13 protein-coding genes are annotated in these 20710 nt (G+C 50.0%); 6 read left to right on the plus strand and 7 right to left on the minus strand.

The window, feature by feature from the left end; all coding sequences use genetic code 11:
• Together ACY0JR_RS00005 and ACY0JR_RS00010 are read right to left on the minus strand one after the other, a co-directional pair.
• Window positions 1–455, minus strand: a 455-nt coding sequence (locus ACY0JR_RS00005; protein ID WP_462631731.1) for a hypothetical protein, incomplete at its 3' end; no start/stop codon positions are given.
• A 79-nt stretch (window positions 456–534) separates the two neighbouring features.
• On the minus strand, window positions 535–3900 hold the full coding sequence (locus tag ACY0JR_RS00010; RefSeq protein WP_462631732.1) for a UvrD-helicase domain-containing protein: 3366 nt from the start codon (window positions 3898–3900) through the stop codon (window positions 535–537).
• Between the two features lie 1417 nt (window positions 3901–5317).
• Here ACY0JR_RS00010 and ACY0JR_RS00015 point away from each other — a divergent pair.
• Complete coding sequence (locus ACY0JR_RS00015; RefSeq protein WP_462631733.1) at window positions 5318–7228, plus strand: DEAD/DEAH box helicase; 1911 nt, start codon at window positions 5318–5320, stop codon at window positions 7226–7228.
• Window positions 7229–7930: 702 nt separating this feature from the next.
• Here ACY0JR_RS00015 and ACY0JR_RS00020 read toward each other — a convergent pair.
• Together ACY0JR_RS00020 and ACY0JR_RS00025 are read right to left on the minus strand one after the other, a co-directional pair.
• The gene (locus tag ACY0JR_RS00020; RefSeq protein WP_462631734.1) at window positions 7931–9172 is read right to left on the minus strand and encodes a BaiN/RdsA family NAD(P)/FAD-dependent oxidoreductase; all 1242 of its coding nucleotides are present in this window, start codon (window positions 9170–9172) and stop codon (window positions 7931–7933) included.
• Between the two features lie 48 nt (window positions 9173–9220).
• On the minus strand, window positions 9221–10048 hold the full coding sequence (locus tag ACY0JR_RS00025) for an SDR family oxidoreductase (protein WP_462631735.1): 828 nt from the start codon (window positions 10046–10048) through the stop codon (window positions 9221–9223).
• A gap of 66 nt (window positions 10049–10114) precedes the next feature.
• Between ACY0JR_RS00025 and ACY0JR_RS00030 the strand changes: the two genes are divergently transcribed.
• Window positions 10115–11581, plus strand: a complete 1467-nt coding sequence (locus ACY0JR_RS00030; RefSeq protein WP_462631736.1) for a phytoene desaturase family protein — start codon at window positions 10115–10117, stop codon at window positions 11579–11581.
• Between the two features lie 32 nt (window positions 11582–11613).
• Here ACY0JR_RS00030 and ACY0JR_RS00035 read toward each other — a convergent pair whose 3' ends face one another.
• Complete coding sequence (locus ACY0JR_RS00035; protein ID WP_462631737.1) at window positions 11614–13560, minus strand: tetratricopeptide repeat-containing sensor histidine kinase; 1947 nt, start codon at window positions 13558–13560, stop codon at window positions 11614–11616.
• A gap of 207 nt (window positions 13561–13767) precedes the next feature.
• Here ACY0JR_RS00035 and ACY0JR_RS00040 point away from each other — a divergent pair, with 207 nt between their 5' ends.
• Window positions 13768–14658 carry an SDR family oxidoreductase gene (locus ACY0JR_RS00040; RefSeq protein WP_462631738.1) on the plus strand — a complete coding sequence of 297 codons (891 nt, stop codon included), beginning with the start codon at window positions 13768–13770 and terminating at the stop codon, window positions 14656–14658.
• Between the two features lie 3 nt (window positions 14659–14661).
• Window positions 14662–15123, plus strand: coding sequence for a type II toxin-antitoxin system RatA family toxin (locus ACY0JR_RS00045; RefSeq protein ID WP_462631739.1), 462 nt, complete (start codon window positions 14662–14664; stop codon window positions 15121–15123).
• Between the two features lie 245 nt (window positions 15124–15368).
• Here the strand turns inward: ACY0JR_RS00045 and ACY0JR_RS00050 are convergent, their stop codons facing one another.
• Both ACY0JR_RS00050 and ACY0JR_RS00055 read right to left on the minus strand, forming a co-directional pair.
• Window positions 15369–17645, minus strand: coding sequence for a S46 family peptidase (locus ACY0JR_RS00050; protein WP_462631740.1), 2277 nt, complete (start codon window positions 17643–17645; stop codon window positions 15369–15371).
• An 865-nt stretch (window positions 17646–18510) separates the two neighbouring features.
• Window positions 18511–18948 carry a YkvA family protein gene (locus tag ACY0JR_RS00055; protein WP_462631741.1) on the minus strand — a complete coding sequence of 146 codons (438 nt, stop codon included), beginning with the start codon at window positions 18946–18948 and terminating at the stop codon, window positions 18511–18513.
• A gap of 265 nt (window positions 18949–19213) precedes the next feature.
• Between ACY0JR_RS00055 and ACY0JR_RS00060 the strand changes: the two genes are divergently transcribed.
• Together ACY0JR_RS00060 and ACY0JR_RS00065 are read left to right on the plus strand one after the other, a co-directional pair.
• Window positions 19214–19882, plus strand: coding sequence for a toxin-antitoxin system YwqK family antitoxin (locus tag ACY0JR_RS00060; RefSeq protein WP_462631742.1), 669 nt, complete (start codon window positions 19214–19216; stop codon window positions 19880–19882).
• Window positions 19883–19967: 85 nt separating this feature from the next.
• Window positions 19968–20492, plus strand: a complete 525-nt coding sequence (locus tag ACY0JR_RS00065; RefSeq protein WP_462631743.1) for a DinB family protein — start codon at window positions 19968–19970, stop codon at window positions 20490–20492.
• Window positions 20493–20710: the final 218 nt, after the last annotated feature.

A 20710-nucleotide genomic window follows, 5' to 3' on the forward strand; every position in this document is an offset into this window, starting at 1 on the left:
AGAATTCTATTACATAGATTCTCAGTAAAAAAAAGTCTGTTTATTTCTAGTTCCTCTTTTAATAAAGAAATTTTTTCTGTTACTTTTTCATCTCTCTCTGAATCATCTATCCATTCAGGGCCTTGGAAAGGTGTTGTTAAGTTTTCAAGACCTTTCTCTAACTCATATAAATTAGAGTAAATTGATTTAATTACTTGCCCACGTTCTTCATATAATTTAGTATATCTAATTTGATGTTCTAGAGGTGAGATATTGAGTTTGCTTTTGAACTTCTCTGCTTGTAAATTTAGAGAATGTTTGTGAATTTCAGTTTCATTAGTAAGGTTGTTTTTAAATTTTTCGATTTTTGATTCTGCAATTTTGTTAATGATTAGTTTTGCTATATAAATTATTGCACTTGTTATTAATGTTGTTGATATAAAATATGTGACTATACTGTTTATATTAACTTGCATATATTAATATTTTTAATCTTTTTTTCGAAAATTAATGAATAATCAAAGTAGTCATTCTTGCTACTTAAATTAACTATTTCTACTCCACCACTTCCCCTACATATTCCCATTCCTCCACGCGTTCCTCTTCGAAATAATACACCACGCACGTAATCTTGCTGAACACCAATTCCCGAAAGAGCGCCGCATAAGAGTTCAGATTCTCGGCGTATTCTGGTTTGGCGGGTGGTAATTTGTAGTCAATGAGCGTCACGTCGCCGGTCTCCCCGAACACGATGCGGTCTGGTTTGTAGCGGTTGGTGCGCACGTCCAGCACTTCGCGCTCGTTCTCCACGGTCACGGCACGGCTGAAGTAACGCTGCATTTGTTGGTGTTGGAGCACGTGCTGTACCATCTGGGTGAGGGTAGGCAGTTCACGCTGCGAGATGATGCCCTGGTGCACCAGTTGGCGCAGGGCTTTGGGCGCTTCCTCGGCGTAGGTGATGCGGGCCAGGGCGTAGTGCAGTTTGCGGTTCCAGCGGCGGTGTTCCTGCTGGGTCTCAAAGTCGAAGACGTTGTTGGCGTGCTGCTTCAGCTTCAGGTTTTTGGCCCAGTCCGCCGAGGTGAATTTGTCCAGCACGTACACGTCCTCGGTCACCGCTTTGTGGCTCACGGCCTGCTGCGGACCTTTGGCCAGTTGGTAGCAGTGGGTGCCTTCCTTCCAGAGCTGTTTGCTTTCCAAATACTTGTGCAGCCAGTAACTCACGTTTTTCTGCGCGCCGCCTTTGGTGAAATTCTGCCCTTTGGCAATGAGGTACAGCCGGTCCACGGGGCGGGTAAGGGCCACGTACAGCATGTTCAGGTTCTCAATAAACGTCTTTTCCAGCTTCTGGGTGTATTGCTCACTGAGGGCGGTTTGCTCCAGCTTTTTGTTCAGCGTGACCACCGCCGTCCGCAGTTTGCTGTCCCCGGCCACCGAGGCAGGCAACGTGCCCCATAGCAGAGTAGAGGTTTGCGGCTCCAGGCTCCAGTCGCAGAACGGCACAATCACCACCGGGTAGTCCAGACCTTTCGCCTTGTGGATGCTGGTAATGGTAATCGCGTCGCGGTCTTTGGGCGTATTGATGCTCAGCTTCTCCTTGTGCAGGTCCCAGTATTCCAGAAAGTTGTTGAGGTTGTTACTGTACTTGAGCGTGTACTCCAGCACCAAATCCAGAAACCGGAACAGGTACTCGCACTCATTGTTCTTGCCCAGCAAATCAAAGACCCTAATCAGCTTCTCGGTGAGTTCATAAATAGACAGGTTCCCGGCATCGCGGTACGCCAGCTCAAAGCCCTGTTCCTGCAAATAGGCAAAGAACGGGTCAATGCTGGGGTTCGTAGCCAAGGCCGCAATCTTGTTGGTAGTCACGTTGTCCGGCAACTGCCGGTGCACCACTTTGTACACGAGGTACAAGGCCTCCGAACGCGCCAAACTGTTGCCCGGCTGGTTCAGAATCCTGAAAAAGGAAATGATCAGGTTGATGACCTCGGCGAACTGTAGCGAAAGCGAATCCTGCGAGATGATGTCGTATTTCTTCTGCTTCAGGAAGTTCGCCACCAGTTTGCTGTTGCGGTTGGTGCGGCTCAAAACGGCAATATCGCGCGGTGCGTAGCCATCAGCCTGGGCCTGCTGCACCATCTGCAGAACCAATTGCAAGGTGCTTTCCTGGTAGGAGAGAAGGTCGTCTTCGGCGTAGCCTTCGTAGATTTCCTCCGTGCGCATGCATGCGTCCAGGTCATATTTGCGCGGACTATCTTCGTCCTGCGTGAACAAGATTTGCAGGTGCGCTTTGCCTGTTTCCTTGCCCGCCGGCGATTCCTGCTTGAAGTTCTCGTCATAAATGGCCTGCAGCATGTGCAACTGCGGATTCGCCTCACTGATAAACCGGAACAGCTCATTGTTGAACGTGATAATCTCAGGGGCGCTGCGGTAATTGGTGCTTAGCAACTGCGGCGAAATAGTCCAACGCAGGGTGTCATACCGCGGCGCCACGTTTTCCTCGAAGCGGGAGTTTTGGTACAGGTGCTGGGTCTGGTTACGGTGCAGGTGCAAAATCTGCTCCATCTCGCCGCCGCGCCAACCGTAAATGGCCTGCTTGGCATCGCCCACCACCATGTTAAACCCGCCGCCGCTCAATGCATTTTCCACCAACGGCAATAGGTTGTTCCACTGCAGCACCGAGGTATCCTGAAACTCGTCAATCAAGATGTGCTGGTACCGCTCGCCTAGCCGCTCATAGATAAACGGAATGGGTTCCTGCAACACAATGTCCGTGATGCGCTTGTTGAATTCCGAGATATGCACCAGGTTCTTGTCCAGCTTTATCTCTTGAATGCACCGCTCCAACTCACTCAGCACACTCAGCTTGTACAAATGCGGCAGCATGGCTGAGATGATGATGTGGTTCTGCGTTTCGCGCTCCTTCAGTTCTTCAATGCCCCGGTAAATCTGCGCCAGTCGGTCTTTGATCTGGTCCAGGCTTACCTTGGCACCCGTGCTCGCCTTCGCACTGGGCCACTTGTCTTCATTCACCGTTTTGGTGGCGTTGCTGTTGGAGATGGTGATGTCAAATGCCGCGTTCCACTTCCGGAAATAGGAGTAGATGCCGTTCTTGCCGTAAGACATTTCCTCGGGCTGAATGTGGTGGGTGTCAATCAGATTCACCGCTTCCTGCGCCAGTGCCTGAATCTGCTTTTCAATCTCCACTTTCTGCGTGTACAGCGAACTGCGTATTTTCTTGAAATCCTGCAAGGTAAGCGTGCCGATGTCCAGCAGATGTTCATAGGTCTGCTCGTTGAGCAGGTGTCGCGCAAACTCCGCCAGTTCCTCGGGCAGGTTGTTCCAGCTTTTGCCTTCATCGGCTTTCTCCAGCGCATACTGTTGCAGGGTTTCGGCCAGCAGTTTGTTCTCATCACGGGTGTTCACCTTGTTCAGAAGCAAACTGACGGCAGTGCTCAGCAATGTTTGCGCATCCATGTCTACCTCAAAGTTGTGTGGCAACTTCAACTCGGTGGTAAACGCACTCACCACCCGGTTTACGAAGGAGTCAATGGTGCTCACCGCAAACTCAGAATAATGGAACAGCAAATGGTCGAATACCCGCGCCGCCCGTCCGCGCAGTTGCGCTTCCGTTAAAGTGGGTTGCTCATACTCCGTCTTAATCTCTTCTGTTATGTTCAATAAAAGTTGGTCGCTGTTTTTCTTCTCCTTCTCTGAAAGCTGAGTTTCATTGAACCCGCGCAATGCCCCCAAGATGCGGTTCTTCATTTCCTGGGCCGCGTCATTGGTGAACGTGATGGCCAGGATGTTCTTGTAATAGGAGGGATCTTCGCTCTGCAACGCCAGCTTCAGGTACTCTTTGGTGAGTTGGTACGTCTTGCCGGAGCCGGCCGAGGAAGAGTATATTTTAAAAGTAGAAGGCACTTTGGTGAATTTAGGATTGAGAATTTCGGCTGCGCCGAAGGTGATTTGCCGCTTTCAGGCTGTTTTGACGAAAATAGGGAAAAAAGAGGAGAGAGGGGTGAAATGTTCTTTTTGTAGTTTGTGGTTTGCTTCTGGTTGTGCGACTTCTTGCGTGGGTGCATGCAGTTTGCTGTTCCCTAGGCTTGTCTGCTTATTGTGTGGGTGCAAGTGCTATGTTGTTTCATTTTAGGCGATAAGCGCTCACGGCCGCGAGGCCCCGCCTTCCGCCCTCGCGCTGTGATTTCTCCCCACCTGCTTCGCTGGCGCTCAGAGGTGGTCGAACTCTAGGCGCTCAAGCGAAAGGCTGGAATTGGATATGCGTGTTTTTCTTTCCCGCTGGCGCGAGTCTCTGACTCGTGCCTACTGTGCCGGGTAGTCTCCAGACTACCCTCGCTGCCCCGCAGCGAAACTACGTATTGCTGGGAATTTGGGCTGGTTTGGAGAAAAAGATCAAAATTGCATGCGGAAACGAGCCGGAGGCTCGCGCCAGCGGGGAAATCAGAAATGCGTATAGGGAATGCAGCGCGTCAAGTAGATGCTTCTAGTAGTACGGACTAAACAACGATGCTTCAAGTTTGCAACTTGGAGCTTTTCATGCCGCAAGTTTGCAACTTGCGTGTTTAATCTACTGAACAGAACTAAGAATCAACGGAAGTTACAAACTTCCGACATAGAGGCCACAAGTTACAAACTTGCGGCAGGGTTTACTGAGACAAGTAGTTTGGTAGGCATTTAAGCAGTCTTATTCTCTAGTACTCTATGAACTAGTAGTCTAATAATCTATAAACACCAATAAATCCAAACCAAACCATCACACCTTTCCTCCACGTATTGCCAGTTCCAGTCTTTCCCGAGCGCGCCTCGCTTTTGGCCGTAGAATGACAAAACTAAGCGCAAAGGACAGTGCAGGCCGAAAGGGCAGTGCGAGAGGGAAAGACGGGGCCTCGCGGCCGTGAGCGCTTACCGGCAACGATGAAACAAAACAGCACTTGCACTCACGCAAAAGACAGACAAGCCTAGGGAACAGCAAACTGCATGTACCAATACTATGTGAACACCCAACCTGCATAAACATACACGCTCACGCATAATACCCCTATAACCCAAAGACTAAAGCGCAGCACTGAACCATCTGGAATAATAACAGAAAAAACTGTTCAAGCATTATTATAAAGTTAGTTTCTTTTCTATATTAGGAACCCACTATTTTTTTCTGTACCTTTGCACCACAATACACGCCGAGACTTCGTTGGTCTCAATTTTTGGCAATAAGGCACTTCTCAAGCAAACCTCTGTGCGAATTCTCGCAACGAAATCTTGATAAATGACGAATACCCTAGGGCAGGTGTATTGTCTTTAATCACACTATCAAAAATTAATGGAAAGAATTAAATTCCAGGAGCTTCCGTTGTCGGAAGAAATCCAGCGCGCTATCGTGGACTTAGGCTACGAAGAGGCTTCCCCTATTCAGACCGCTGCTATTCCCATTTTGCTGGAAGGCCGCGACGTAATCGGACAAGCCCAAACCGGTACCGGCAAGACTGCCGCTTTCGCGATCCCTACTATTGAAGGCATTGACCCTAACAACCGCGAGGTGCAGGCGTTGATTCTTTGCCCAACCCGTGAGTTGGCTATTCAGGTATCAGAAGAGATTCAGAAACTAGTAAAATATAAAAGAGGCATCAGCGTAGTGCCTATCTATGGTGGTCAGCCCTATGAGCGCCAGTTACGCGCCCTCAGACAAGGAGTACAGATCGTGATCGGGACGCCCGGCCGCGTGATGGACCATATTGAAAGAGGCACCCTTAATCTGGAAACCACCAAAACCATCATCTTAGATGAGGCCGACGAAATGTTGGACATGGGTTTCAGAGAAGACATTGAGTTTGTGCTTACCAAGATGCCCGAAGACCGCCAGACGGTTTTCTTCTCGGCTACCATGAGCAAACCTATCATGGACCTGACGCGCAAGTACCAGACCAATCCTGAGATTGTGAAGGTAACCCAGCAGCAGCTAACCGTGACCAACATTGAGCAGGTGTACTTTGAAGTGCGCAGCAGTGGCAAGATGGAGGTAACCACGCGTCTCATTGACATGTACAATTTCAAGGTGGTGATCATCTTCTGTAACACCAAACGCATGGTGGACGAACTGGTGAGCAACCTGCAGGCCCGCGGCTATTTCGCCGATGGCTTACACGGTGACCTGAACCAGAACCAGCGTTCCAACGTGATGGGCAAGTTCAAAGCCGGTACTTTGGAGATCCTGGTGGCTACTGACGTGGCCGCCCGTGGTATTGACGTAGACAATGTGGAAGCGGTAATCAACTATGACCTTCCGCAGGACGATGAAAGCTACGTGCACCGTATCGGCCGTACAGGCCGCGCCGGTAAATCTGGCAAGGCTTTCTCTTTTGTGGCCGGTCGTGACCTGTACAAACTGCGGGACATTGAACGCTTCACCAAAGCGAAAATCATCCGTCAGAACGTACCTACTTATGAAGACGTAGCCGAAGTTCGCACCACGTTGGTGTTGGATCAGGTGAAAGAAGTGATTCAGAAAGGTGGCCTGGCCAAGCACATTTTGAAGATTGAGCGTCTGGTAGACCAGGATTTCACGACCATGGACATTGCTGCGGCTTTGTTGAAAATGGTGATGAAAGACACCAAAGCCAAAGAGAAAAGCGCCGAGGCAGGTGAAGCCAAAGGTGGTCCTAAAGCTGGTTTCGACCGCTTGTTCGTGACCTTAGGCAAAAAAGACCGTCTGCACCCCAAAGATCTGGTAGATATCTTAACCAATAGCACCAGCATACCAGGTAACAAAGTAGGCGATATTGACCTGTATGACCGCTTCAGCTTTATTGAGGTGCCTACCGAATATACCGCTGAAATTCTTGAGCAACTTTCGGTGACTGAAATCAATGGCATGACCGTGAAATTCCAGAAAGCCGAGAAGAAAACCATGGACCCCGCTGAAGGCGGCCGCGAACTGCAGGAATTGGAAGATCGTCCTAGAAAGAAATTCTACGATGGGCCGTTCAACAACAACCGTGGTGGCGGAGACCGTGACAGAGGTGGCAGCAGAGGCGGCTACGGCGGAGATCGTGACCGTGGTGGTGACAGAGGCGGACGTTCATACGGCGGAGGTGACAGAGACCGGGGTGCTGATCGCGGAGGCAGAGCTTTCGGTGGTGGCGACCGTGGTGGAAGGAGTTTCGGCGGCGGAGACCGTGACCGTGGTACCAGCGGCGGCGGTGGCTTCCGAGAAAGAAAAAGAAGAGATTTCTAATATATTTTTCCAAATACCATAACCCTACCCAAAAGCGCCCCGTATAACTGAGGGACAGAGCTTAAAAGTTAATAAAGGGTTTAGTATCTGTTTTAAAAAAATCGCGGTCCAGAAGAGACCGCGATTTTTTTTTGTGCCTACCTCAACCGTTTAGTGGCCGTTTTTAGGAAAGAAGGGGTAAAACAGAGTCTATGGCAGAATGCATCTGTGAAGGGAATTTTAGAAAGGCACGGAAGTAAATCCGCGCCATAGAAGAACTCGCAATACTTAGGTTCGCTGCGGGGCAGCGAGGGTTTCAGAGACTACCCTGCACAGTAGGCACGAGTCAGAGACTCGCGCCAGCGAGAAAAAAGAGCCAGCGGGGAAGAAAGACACGCATTTCCGTTTCCAGCCTTTCGCTTGAGCGCCTAGAGTTCGACCGCCTGTGAGCGCCAGCGAAGCAGGTGGGGAGAAATCACAGCGCGAGGGCGGAAGGCGGGGCCTCGCGGCCGTGAGCGCTTACCGGAAACAATGCAACAACAAAGCACTTGCACCCACGCAAAAAAGCAGCCAAGCCTAGGGAACTACAAACTGCGTCCACCTACTTCGACCCACGCAGAAAATAGCAACTCCAAGTCATCAGCAAACTGCATGCAACCATTCATAAAGCCGCACAGCCTAGGCATCAGCCTACCACGTAAACACAAAAAAATCGAAGCAGACTTACCCTTGCCTCCCCATCGCTTTCCCCGCCAAATACCCCCCCGTCCAGGCTGCCTGAAAATTGAACCCACCAGTAATCCCGTCAATATCCACCACCTCACCCGCGAAGAATAAACCGGGCACCAAGCGGCTTTCCATGCGCTCTAAGTTCAATTCCTCTAACTTAATCCCCCCACACGTTACAAATTCTTCTTTAAAGGTAGTTTTCCCCTTCACATCAAAAGGCGTCCGGAGTAAGTGTTCAATGAGTTTGTTCTGGGCTTTGCCCGCCAATTCAGACCATTTCACGGTTTCAGGCACCTCAGAGAGTTCGCAGAGACGTTGCCAAAGGCGGTTGGGCAATTGGAAGAGGGCGTTGGTAAAGACGGTTTTGCGGGGGGAGGTCTGCCGTTGCTGAAGGATGTGTTGCCGTACCTGGTCTTCGGTGAAATCTGGCACCCAGTTAACCAGTGCCGTTCCCGAGTACGCCAGCCCATGCATGATTTTGGCGCCCCAGGCCGAGAAACGTAACACCGCCGGACCGCTGATTCCCCAATGGGTGATGAGCAAAGGGCCTTCAGTTTCCAGTTTCTGGCCCGTTAATTTAATTTTGGCTTTCGGCACCGAAACGCCCTGGAGGTCTTTGAAGGGGGAGACCGGAACATTCAAGGTAAACAAAGACGGCACCGGAGCTTCTATGGTATGGCCTAATTGCTGAAGCCATTGGTAGTTCTCTGCCTTCGGATTTCCGCCTGTAGCGATTAATACTTTGGACGCTGGAAGGATCCCTCCACTGCTTAAATGGACTTGAAACCGCTCAAGGGCAGCAGCTTCGGGCTGTACCTGAATTTTATCAACGCCGGTGCTAGTGTTGATAATGACACCCGCATGACGAGCCGCCTGTAGGAGACAGTCTACAATAGTTTCTGAAGTGTTAGATTGCGGAAACATCCTGCCATCGGCTTCGGTCTTTAGTTTCACACCACGCTTTTCAAACCAGGCAATGGTGTCCTGGGCACTAAAGAGCGGGAGCAGTTTTTTCAGGGCTTTCTGGCCTCTAGGGTAATACTGCGAAAACGTGGAGGTCTGGAAACAGGCGTGGGTCACGTTGCAGCGCCCGCCGCCCGACACACGTACTTTGGAAAGCAATTTAGACGTCTTTTCTACCAAAATCACCCGCAGCGCAGGGTTGGTCTCGGCGCAGGTAATAGCCCCGAAGAAGCCTGCGGCACCTCCTCCAATAATCACAACGGTCTCTTGCATCTTTTTCGCTTTCTTCTGCAAAAATAGGCAAAAAACAGGAGTCCGCCTTTAGAACCCGGGAGCGGAAAGGCACAACAGCGGGTCTGGGTACTGAAAGGTATAGCCTAGCTCCTGCTGCATGAAATCACTGTTAATGCGCTTGTACTTGTTTTCAGTTTGCGGAGCGAAGGAGGGCGGCATAAGACTTAGTTGCCGGGCGGCCTGGGTGTAAAAAGCGCTTCGGGAAGTATGTTTCGGCGCGCAGGCATTAAACGTATAGCCCCATTTCTCCTGCTGGATAAGGGAAGTCAGGATATTTACGCAATCCGTCAGGTGAATCATGTTAACCGGCGCTTCGGGTTGGGGAACATCAGTTTTTCCGGCCAGAAATCTACCGGGGTGACGGGTACCGCCCATCAGTCCGCCAAACCGCACGATGGTGGATTTTTTACCCGGCGCGTTCTGCACCAGAAACTCACTTCGCAACATAAGAGAAGAAGCATTAGCCGTAGCCAAGGCATCTGCTTCGGTTACATCGCGGTTCAGATCTGGGTAAACTGAGGTAGAAGAAACAAACAAGATGGAAGAGAGAGTAGGCGGTGCGGCTTCCAGCATTTGTTGAAGCAATTGCTCATAAGAGCTTGTGGTAGAAGAAGACCGGGAAGGCGGAACATTGAAGACCAGTATATCTGAGGTCAGGAAATTCTCCAGGTTGGTTTTGGGGCTGTTTTCTTCAAAAGAAAGCAGAAACGGTTCAATACCTTCGGTTTGAAGAAGCTCTAGTTTGCCGGGCGTAGTAGTGGAGCCTTTCACACGGTAGCCTAGTTTTACCAGTTCCTGAGCCAGGGGCAAACCCAGCCAGCCACATCCTAAGACACTAATCGTTTTCTGCTGCATTTTGCAAAGAACGGCCAAAAAGGAGAGGACCGCAACAAAACGGATTGGTTTCGGTTTTGGTAAAACATGGAAACACCACAGGTACAGGTAGCGGTCATCGGCACAGGTTTTGGCGGACTTACGGCGGCGGCGTTGCTTGCGAAAGCAGCGTTGCAAGTTGCGGTGCTGGAGCAGAACAACTATCCGGGAGGCTGCGCTTCGTCTTACAAACGGAAAGGCTATTGGTTTGAAACCGGGGCAACCACGGTGGTAGGGCTAGACGAGAACATGCCGCTCTGGTATCTTCAAAGGGAGTTGAATCTAACATTGCCGCTGTTGAAGCTGGAAACCCCTATGCAAGTGCGGCTGGCAGATGGTACCCTCATCACCCGTTTCCCCCGTTTGGAAGATTGGATACAGGAAGCCGAGCGGGTATTTGGGCAGGAGGGGCAGCGGCCGTTTTGGGAGGCTTGTTACCAGATTAGCCAGAATGTGTGGCGTACTTCCTTGCGGCAGGTAAGCTTTCCCTTCAGTTCTCTGTCTGACCTTTGGCAAGCCGCCAAAGCCGTACGCCTGGAGCAAATAGGATTGGTACCGAAAGCTTTTAAAACCATTCGGGATCTGCTGGCCCAGTTTGGCTTATTACAGAACGAGCGGTTTGTTTCTTTTGTAGACCAACAGTTACTGATCACGGCTCAGAACTACCATGCCGAGGTGAACGTGCTGTTTGGGGCTACAGCCCTGTGTTACACGTTGTATGGAAATTACTACATGCCCGGCGGACTTCGGCAGTTAAGCGAGACGTTGGTGCATTATCTGGAGCAGCAGGGGAGCCAGATGCTTTACCGACGAGTGGTGAAACAGATAACGCCTACTTCTGCTGGTTACCTCCTGGATACCGATAAAGGTCTTCTTAGAGCGGAATTTGTGGTATGCGGCGTACCGCTGAACAATGTGTCGGCGCTGTTCCAGAGTGAAAAGGTACGGGAGAAACTGAGCCCGTATCTGCTCTCTTCGGAAGAAGTAAACGGGGCTGTTACGTGGGGGATTGTCTTCGAGCGAAGCGCTAACACGCCCAGCGTGCTGCACCACCAGTTGCATGTGCCGGGCGGTGTTCCGTATCTGAATAGCCAGAGCATCTTCGTCAGTTTAAGCCATCCGGAAGACCTGCAACGAGCCCCCGAAGGAATGTGTGTGGCTTCGGTGAGTACACACGTACCTGATCCCAAAGGCAATTGGGTACACCAGAAGAAGGAACTGGAGCAATGGGTGGTTCACTATTTAGCCGAGCAGGGCTTTTGGGAAGAAAGCCAGGTACGGTTTGTGCAATCGGCTACGCCCGGTGCCTGGATTGAATGGACGGGGCGGGAGTGGGGCCAGGTTGGAGGGTATCCTCAGTACCGCCGCATCAAGCCGTGGCAAATGAAAGATGCTAGGTTAGATGGCCATAAAGCCTATGTGTGCGGTGATACGGTGTATCCGGGGCAGGGAATCCCCGGGGTGTGCCTGAGCGGGATTATTGCTGCCCGCAAGCTGTTACGGGACCATTTTTGAAAAATCAGGGCAAAAACCCCAACGGTGCCTGCTTAGGAAAAGGCTTCTTCCTGCTCCAACACCTGGCAGGAGGGCACCGTGAAGTGGAAGAGGGAACCAACGCCTTCTTCGCTCTCCACCCAAATTTCGCCCCCGTTTTTCTCGATGAACTCTTTGCAGAGCATTAAACCTAAGCCATTTCCTTTCTCGTTGGCGGTGCCTTTTTCCTTAAAGTGGTTCGGACCGAAGAGTTTCAGTTGTTTCTCCGAGCTGATGCCTACGCCGCAGTCTTTCACGGTGACTACTAACTGGTCGTCATCCAGCACCTCGGCTAGAATCTCCACCTCGGCACCTTCATGGCAGAACTTAATGGAGTTGGAAATCAGGTTCCGGAATACCAGCTTCAGGGTTTCTTCGTCTACCAACGCCCAATGCTCCTCAGAAACGCTGTTTAGCAAAGAAATACCTTTCTTTTGGGCCTGCGGCTGAAGCAAGCTGATATTCTGCTCCACCAAGGTGTGCAACTGCAGCGGCTCGGGCTCTAGGCTGGCCCCTTTCATCTGGATTTTAGCCCATACCAGTAAGTTGTCTAACAGACCTAAGGTGTTCTGTTGCTGGGTATCCAGTTCCTTCACAAAGCGGTCCAGCTTCTCCTGCGGCAGTTTTCCCATGGCCAGCAACTGCAACAGGGACTGCAAAGAGATAAGGGGGCTTCTCAAATCATGCGCAATGATGGAAAAAAGCAGGTCTTTCTGGTGGTTCAGTTTCTCCAGTTCTTCCTTCTGTTTATGGATGTTCTGGTTTTTCTCCAGAATAACCTGGTTGAAGTCTGAGAGTTGCTGGTTTACAGATTTGGCTCTTCTTCTGCCTTTAAAAAAGACATAGGCCAGCGCCAGGGCCATCAAAAGCAGAATACCGGTGGTGTACTGAATCAACTCCCGCTGCAACAGTTTCTCTTTCTGTAGTTCCTGTTCCATTCTAAGCCGGTGGTTTTCGGCTTCCTTTTTCTCCAGCTCGTATTTGGCGTGCATTTCGGCCTGCGCCTCACTGCGTTCTCGGCTCTGCAGGCTGTCTTTGTAAGCGGAATGAAGGGTGAGGTACTGGTGGGCTTCCTTGAAGTTACCCTGGGCCTTGTAGATCTCGTTCAAAAGCCAGGACGCTTCCTTCACGCCATCTGGTGAGGGTACTTGCTGAGATATTTCCAGGCTTTTTTTGGCAAAGTTGATCGCTTTTGCGTACTCTTTGGCTTCCAGGTGAATTTGCCCCAGAGAACGGTAGATGAATATCTTGTTTATCTCGTTGCGTATCTCATTACTAGTAGCTAGTGACTTATACAAGTGAGACAATGCCTTGTTTTTTTCCCCCAACTTAAAGTAAATGTTACCTAAGTTCAGGTCACTCAATGCCTGATCAAACCGATCATTGGTTTTCTTGTTTATTTCCTGTACCTGCAAGTAATACGTTAGCGCCTTCTCCGGCTGCTGCATTAGTTCATAGGTAGCTCCTATGTTATTCAGCGCAGTACTAACGGTCATCAGTTTGTTGATTTTACGCCCGATGCTTAATGATTTATGGAAAAAATCAAGCGACTTATCTAAGTTCTCCTGGCTCCGGTGAATATTGCCCAAGGCATTGTAGCTGGTAGCCATGCCCACAGAATCATGCAGTTTTTCCCGGATGCGTAGTGCTTTGTAAGTAAAGTCTGAGGCTTGGACCAGGTTGTCAAGCCAATAGTGTCCAATACCTATGTTGGTGAACGCAGTGGCGAGTTGCTTGACATCATTCATCTCTGAAGCCAAGGCAGCGGCTTTTTGGCCGTATAGAACGGTTTGTTGCGGGTCTACTTCGCGGTAATATTCACTGATGAGGTTGTAGAGTTCTACCTTTTTCTGGGGCGAAGTAGTGCGTTTCAACTCCTGCATCAAAACCACCGGATTGCGTCCTAAGAGGGGAAAAGCGGCCAAGCTGAACCAGAAAAAAAGAAAGTATAATTTTTTCATATAAGTACAGATGGCATGTACACTCAGAAGTTATAGTACTTGTCAGTTTACAAGAACTGCCTAACTTTTGAAATACTCACAAGTAAGTATTTTGAGGGAGAGCAAAGCGGTTTGCCAGTAGTAATTTATCTTTTTATAAAGATATTGGTTTTCAGGGTAATTCTAAAATTCAGCTTAACTATTAACTTACAGGCTTAGACAAAAACTATGGCTACATACACAGAACCAATGTTGCGCGAGGGTGCGCTGAACGGCAAAACGATTATTATCACGGGCGGCGGAACCGGCCTGGGCAAATCCATGGGCATTTACTTCCTTAAATTAGGGGCCAACTTGGTCATTACCAGCCGTAAAATGGACGTTCTGGAGAAAGCTGCCCAAGAGATGGCGCAAGAGACGGGCGGGCAGGTGTTACCCGTAGCCTGTGACGTACGCAAACCACTGGAAGTGGAAGCCATGCTACGAGCCACCCTGGAGAAGTTTGGAGCCGTACACGCACTGCTGAACAATGCCGCCGGAAATTTCATCAGTCCCACGGAACGGCTTTCGCCGAAAGCATTTGACGTGATTGTGGATATAGTCCTGAAAGGCAGTTACAACTGTACCCTTACCTTAGGTAAACATTGGATTGATCTACAGCAACCCGGCACCATTCTCAACATTGTGACTACCTACGCCTGGACCGGCTCCGGGTACGTGGTACCCTCGGCGACGGCCAAAGCCGGAGTTCTGGCTATGACTCGTTCCCTAGCCGCTGAGTGGGCCAAATACGGCATCCGTTCCAACGCAATCGCCCCAGGGCCTTTCCCCACAGAGGGCGCCTGGAGCCGCTTGTTTCCCGATGCCTTGGCGAAGAAACTGGACCCTTTGAACCGAATACCCGTGAAGCGCTACGGCGAGCACCAGGAACTGGCTAACCTGGCGGCGTATCTTATCTCAGATTACTCAGCCTACGTGAACGGCGAAGTGGTCACCATTGACGGCGGCGAGTGGCTCTATGGCGGCGGCGAGTTCAATTACCTGGACCAGGTACCCCATGAGATGTGGGATACCATTGAACAGATGGTACGCGGAAATAAAACCGACGGAAAAGAATAGAAGATGCCAACCTTAGAAGGCTCTATCCTTATCCAAGCGTCCCAAGAAAAGCTGTTTTGGTTATCGCAGGATTATCACAAAAGACTTCTGTGGGACAAATACCTGCGGGTGGCTAGGTTGGAACAGGAGGCACAAGTAGCAGCGAAAGGAGTAGAGGCCTTTTGTGAAAGCAGCAAAGGAATAGGAATGAGGGTGCGGTACATTAGCTTCCAGGCTCCAACCCATGTTGCGATGGAAATGACCCAAGGCCCTTGGATTTTCCGGAAGTTCTCGGGTAGTTGGCGGTTCAAACCAGACGCTACCGGCAGAACATGGGTGTTCTTCCGATACAACTTTCAGGTTAAATATGGCACAGTGGGCCGCGTGTTTTTAAACCCGTTCATCTGTTGGCTTCTCCGCACTGATATCAGGAACAGACTCCAATACTTTAAGGTGGCGGTGGAGAACGGCGTATTAGAGGCATAAGAAAGCCCGGAGCATTTCCGGGCTTTCTTTGTAAAAGTGGGGCAGAAACCAACTATGGCGCGGAAGTTACTTCCGTGACTTTGGAACATTGCAGAAGGCAAGGAAGTAACTTCCGCGCCATAGTTGTATAGTTTTCTCTCATAGTCTGCCAAAAGACACAAAGCCGAGATATTACTGGCATTCAAGACATAAAAAAGCCCGGAGTATTTCTGGGCTTTTTTAGTGAAAACAGGGCAGAAACAGTCTTAGTCTGCTTTTACTTTCAGCTTCTTATTATTCTTCTCCTGCTTTATTTTGATCTTGGAGTTCGCACTTCCTTGCAAAGGGGCAGCAGCTTGTGGGCCATTGTTCACCAGTGTCATCTCTTTCACCAGATGTCCGGCTCCCGCGAATTTGTCTACAATGAACAGGAAATAACGGGCATCCATGCTAATGTTCCGCACGCGGTCTGGGTCATACATGATGTCAGACATGGTGCCTTCCCAGTTGCGGTCAAAGTTGGTGCCTATCAATTCGCCCCGGGCATTGATGACCGGTGAGCCAGAGTTACCGCCGGTGGTGTGGTTGGAGGCAATGAAGCCGACCGGCATCTGGCCGTTCACGCCATACGGGCCGTAATCCTTCTTCTGGTACAACTCTTTCAACTTGGCAGGCACCTTGTAATCAGAAATAGTAGGGTCTTCCTTCTCTATGATTCCTTCCAGCGTGGTGTAATAGTCATAAGTCACCCCATCGGCGGGTTTGTAGGTGTCTACCTGTCCGTAAGAAACTCGTAACGTGAGGTTCGCATCTGGGTAGAACTTGCGGTCTTTCTGCATTTCGCGCAAGCCTTGCAGGTACGTGCGGTTCAAGAGCGTGTTCTGGTCGGTGAGGGTGGTGTAGGTGGGCAGAACCTTGGTGCGGTAAACCGTAGCGAAGCCCTGCATCAACTGAATGGCTGGGTCGTCCATCAATTTGGTCAAAAGCTGGGCCGGTGCCAGTTGCAACAGGCTTTTCACCTTTTCCTCGGAGGACAGATTAGATTTGGCATACACGTCATCGGCGTACGCCGACCAGTTGCCTTTAAATTGCTTGGCAACGGTTTGCAGCACGGCCGGGTGGTATTGCGCGTCGAGGTCATTGGCGTAGAGCTGCAACAAAGCACTGAAGACCTTTTTATCAGTGGCCTGGTTGTAGTTCTTGAAGAAACCAGCGGCCGAGGTGCTTAATCTATTCACCTGTTCCTGAATAGCCGGTTGCGACGAGGCGGCAGAGCCAGCCTGTTGCATGTTGGCGGCCAGGTTTATGAAGTTTTGGGCATAGTTTAGCAATTCTACGCCTAAAACAGCCTCATTGAAATAGTCGCGGGCCAGGGTAATGCCTTTTGCCAGGGTGGCGTAATTCTGCTCAAACTGCGGTAACACCTGGCTGTAAACAGCTTTGCGCCCCGTTTCCTGCGCTACCCAATTGGCGAACTGCTGCTCCAGGGCTTGTTTTTTAGCGATGGCGTCCAGTTTGCGGAGGCCGCGCATCTCACCAATCCATTTTTTATGCGAATTGCTCACGCTGGCGTATTTGGCCGCGTACTGGATGCGCACTTTTGGGTCGGCTTTCATATCCTGGTCCAGGATGCCTAGTTTAACCGTGCGGATTTTCACCTTGGCGGGGTCCGAGATTTCGGCAATTTCGCGTACGGCCTGTGAAGGCAAATACTCGGTGGTTCTGCCCGGAAATCCGAAAACCATGGTGAAATCGCCTTCCTGAATTCCGGAAAGGGAAATGGGCAGGTGGTGCTTAGGCACGTACGGCTTATTGTTGGGCGAGTAAGCGGCGGGTTTGTTGTCGGGACCGGCATAGATGCGGAACAAGGAGAAATCGCCGGTATGGCGCGGCCACATCCAGTTATCCGTATCGCCGCCAAATTTCCCGATGCTTTCGGGCGGAGCGCCCACCAACCTAATGTCTCTAAAGGTTTCGGTCACGTACATGTAGTACTCGTTCCCGTAGAAAAACGGCCGAATGATGGCATCATAATGCGTGCCTGCGGTGGTCTGGGCCTGTACCTTTTTGATGTTGGCTTGTACCCGCTGCTCGCGTTCGGCTTCTGGTAAGTTTGCCGGCACATCGCCCAGAATCTGCTTGGTCACGTCTTCCATGCGCACGATGAACGTGGCCGTCAGGCCCGGATTGGCTTTCTCCTGGTCCCGGGTCATGGCCCAGAAACCGTTGGTCAATAAATCATTCTCTACCGAGCTGTGCGACTGAATCTGGCCGTAGCCGCAATGGTGGTTGGTGAGTAGCAGGCCTTGGTTGGAGATAATCTCGCCGGTACAGCCGCCCCCGAACTGCACAATGGCGTCTTTCAGGCTGGATTTGTTGATGCTGTAAATGTCTTCGGCGGAAAGGCGCATGCCCTTTTTCTGCATGTCGGCTTCGTTCAGTTGCTTGAGCAACATGGGAAGCCACATTCCTTCATCGGCGGAAGCAGAAAATGAGCTAAGGGCCAACAACACCCATAGACAGAGTTGTTTGCGGTTAAACATACGTTCGTTTTGGTTTGTGATCTTCAAAAGTACAAAAACGCTGGGAGATGCGGGTAAAGGGGAAGGGTAAATCCTGAAGGCGCTTTTTGTTCAATTCTGGTTTATGGAGGTGGATAGTGAGAGTCTGCTTTTGGTTGGTACAAGCAGTTTATTGTTTCAGTTGGTTGTCTGCTTTTGTTTGAGTGCACGCAGTTTGCCTGTCGCTGGCGTGGCGGTGGGTTGATGCGGTGGGTTGATGCGGTGCCCTTATGCTTTGTTGTTGCATGGCTGCCCTCCGTGCGCTCACGGCCGCGAGGCCCCGTCTTCCCCTCGCGCACTGCCCTTTCGGCCTGCAATGTCTTTTGCGCTTAGTATTGCCATTCTAGGGCCAAAAGCGAGGCGCGCTCGGGAAAGACTGGAAAGGGGAAAGTAGCAGAAGTAGCGGAGACTCCCCCTTTGAAGGGCAGGGCCGTTAAGTTCTAAAAATTGATATGGTTCAAGTTTTCAACTTGGACCTAAAATGAGCTGAAGTTTGCAAATCAGTGAGGCGTTAGCCTCAAACTCTGCAAGAAAGGCAATGGACTTTACCGCAGTTTAAACCTCCAATGTAGAACTTAACGGCCCTGCCCTTTAAAGTGGGCTAGACTGGATGTTTACACCAGCCGGTCACACGCATTCCTTTCTCCTGCAAAGGTGAAAACATGGTTCAAGTTTGTGACTTGGACCCAACATGACCGGAAGTTTGCAAATCCGTGAGGCGAAAGCCTCAAAAACGTTCCTTGATTACTTCATTAAACCAAAATGTCCCGTTTAGGGGCTGTTTTCTTCAAACAACCTCTAAACGGGACAAGCAACTTGACTGTGCATTAAGCTTACTTACGGCTTCTTACGAGTGCCCGACGGCTACGGTGCCTTCTTCCCAAACCTGGAATTTCTGAAGTTCATCCTGAAAGGCAGAGATAAACCAGGCCATCAGGCTGAGGTCATCGGCAAAGCCGATGATGGGAATAAAATCTGGCACTAAATCAATGGGAGTGACCATGTAGAGGAGCACAGCAACTCCCAGCAAGACAGATTTGGTTTCTACATCTCTATAGGTGCCTTTGTAGTAGGCTTTCACCAGCCGGATGAGGCGGAACATGATGTCTCTGATTTGGGCAAAGCCACTTTCTGAACTGTTGGCATCTTTCAGCTTTTCATAAGCGGTGGTTAGAAGCAGGCCTACTTTGACTGGCTTTTTTACGATACCCGCTGCTTTAGAGAGTATAAAATTGAAGAAAACGTTTTTGGATATCATCAATCCTTTTTCTGCAAGTGAGCTCATAATGAAGGAGTTTCATTTAGTATTGTGGACACTTATACGCGCCCGTTTCTTCTCTGGCTATGAAATGCAGGTTTTATGCTTGTTTTCAGAAATCAACCTTAAAATAGCTGAGACAATAACTGAAAGTATATAAATTCTCTATATTTAGTTAGAAGTATCAGGTATATTCAAGTTATGCTTGAGTAGGAGTGTACAAATTCATCTGTATAAAACGTTTACAACTTACCATACACGTTCATAAACATAATCCCTAAATGCTTGAGAGATGGTGAAAGGTTTAAAAGTACTGATGTGCCTGTACTGTTGTCTGCTGCTTTCTCCGGCGCAGGCGCAGTTTAAAGCCTGGCCGGTAGTGAATCTGTTTTTCAAAAACCAATTCGATAAAAATGGGTTTCACCATGGCCGTTGGGCTTTCTTCACCGATGCCGTGGGGGAAAACGAGAAAATGAAAACCAAAGGGCGCTACCACCATGGGAGCATGGTTGGCAAATGGAAAACCTTCTCCTCAGATAAGAAACTCAGGAAAGTGGAGAATAGTCGGCTTTCCAACGGAAGTAATTTGATTGAGACCGTTGAGTTCTACGCCAATGGGAAAATTGCCCGAAAAGGAGTTTCGGTGTTCGACCGTACTGGTAAAACGCCCCGCCTTTATTTGAAGGATGAATGGCAGTACTTCACCGAAGATGGGAGTAAGGATAGAACCGTTTTCTATGAGGAGGGATGGCCGGTTAAAACCACCTATGCAGACGGAAAAGTAGTGCTCTCCAAAGCTCCGCCTAAAGCTGTGGTGTACAAGAAAGGGGAAAAGCCCAATGAGAAACGCCCTAGAACTGGAATAACCATGATGAGGAAAGACGGCAATTTGATTGAAATTCGCTACCATGAAAACGGTGATAGCACGGTCACGGTAACCCCTATCAAGGTGTCTCAGTAAAGCTCCTGCTGCCCTATGTTCACCTGCGAGTTGCAATTTAGCCTTGGTCTTGCTTACTTGATTTTCTCCTTCAGAAACATACGCTATGATCTCCAAACCAAAACCCGGCGAATACAATCCTTATTACCAGAAGTACATCGAAAACATACCGGAGCAGACCGACGTTCTGGAACTCCTGCAAAAGCAGCGATATGATGTGATGCAGTTGTTTGGCCGAGTAAGCGAGAAAGAAGCTGATTTCGCCTATGGTCCCGGAAAATGGTCCATCAAAGAACTGTTAGGCCACATGAACGATACCGAACGGATTATGGCGTACCGGGCTCTCTGCATTGCCCGCGGAGAAAAGAGCCCCCTGCCCGGTTTTGATGAAAACGAATACGTAGCTAATGCATTTTTCAGCGAACGTACCCTCGGCGGTCTGCTGGCCGAACACCAGGTAGTCAGGGAAGCCACCATCGCGCTCTTTGATGCGCTGCCCGCTTCGGCTGTTACCCGAGTGGGCAACGCGAACGGCAGTCCGGTCACGGTAGCGGCCCTGGCTTTCATCATTGCCGGACATGAACACCATCACCTGAACATTCTCAAAGAGCGCTATTTGGTGAAGCTTTAAGTTCCTATTGTTGATTGTTTCTTGTTGCTCTTCTCATGTAGGACAGAACCGAAGAATCCCTTTCAGGCGCGTTTTATAGAAAACGGTTCTAAAAGGGATTCTTCGGTTATCTACTCCTGATGTTTCCAAAAGCTTTCTGGCGCAATCGTCCGCTTGTGTCCTCATTTTGCAGGTCAGTTATGCGTGCATACAAAAGCAAACGCTTGCGCCAGAATCTG

The sequence above is a fragment of the Rufibacter sp. JT3400010 genome (assembly GCF_054956755.1).

What these genes read in the sequence shown, in the direction of transcription:
- ACY0JR_RS00015 (WP_462631733.1), top strand. Translation starts at nt 5,318, where the DNA reads ATGGAAAGAATTAAATTCCAGGAGCTTCCGTTGTCGGAAGAAATCCAG.
- ACY0JR_RS00020 (WP_462631734.1), bottom strand. Translation starts at nt 9,172, where the DNA reads ATGCAAGAGACCGTTGTGATTATTGGAGGAGGTGCCGCAGGCTTCTTC.
- ACY0JR_RS00025 (WP_462631735.1), bottom strand. Translation starts at nt 10,048, where the DNA reads ATGCAGCAGAAAACGATTAGTGTCTTAGGATGTGGCTGGCTGGGTTTG.
- ACY0JR_RS00030 (WP_462631736.1), top strand. Translation starts at nt 10,115, where the DNA reads ATGGAAACACCACAGGTACAGGTAGCGGTCATCGGCACAGGTTTTGGC.
- ACY0JR_RS00035 (WP_462631737.1), bottom strand. Translation starts at nt 13,560, where the DNA reads ATGAAAAAATTATACTTTCTTTTTTTCTGGTTCAGCTTGGCCGCTTTT.
- ACY0JR_RS00040 (WP_462631738.1), top strand. Translation starts at nt 13,768, where the DNA reads ATGGCTACATACACAGAACCAATGTTGCGCGAGGGTGCGCTGAACGGC.
- ACY0JR_RS00045 (WP_462631739.1), top strand. Translation starts at nt 14,662, where the DNA reads ATGCCAACCTTAGAAGGCTCTATCCTTATCCAAGCGTCCCAAGAAAAG.
- ACY0JR_RS00050 (WP_462631740.1), bottom strand. Translation starts at nt 17,645, where the DNA reads ATGTTTAACCGCAAACAACTCTGTCTATGGGTGTTGTTGGCCCTTAGC.
- ACY0JR_RS00055 (WP_462631741.1), bottom strand. Translation starts at nt 18,948, where the DNA reads ATGAGCTCACTTGCAGAAAAAGGATTGATGATATCCAAAAACGTTTTC.
- ACY0JR_RS00060 (WP_462631742.1), top strand. Translation starts at nt 19,214, where the DNA reads ATGGTGAAAGGTTTAAAAGTACTGATGTGCCTGTACTGTTGTCTGCTG.
- ACY0JR_RS00065 (WP_462631743.1), top strand. Translation starts at nt 19,968, where the DNA reads ATGATCTCCAAACCAAAACCCGGCGAATACAATCCTTATTACCAGAAG.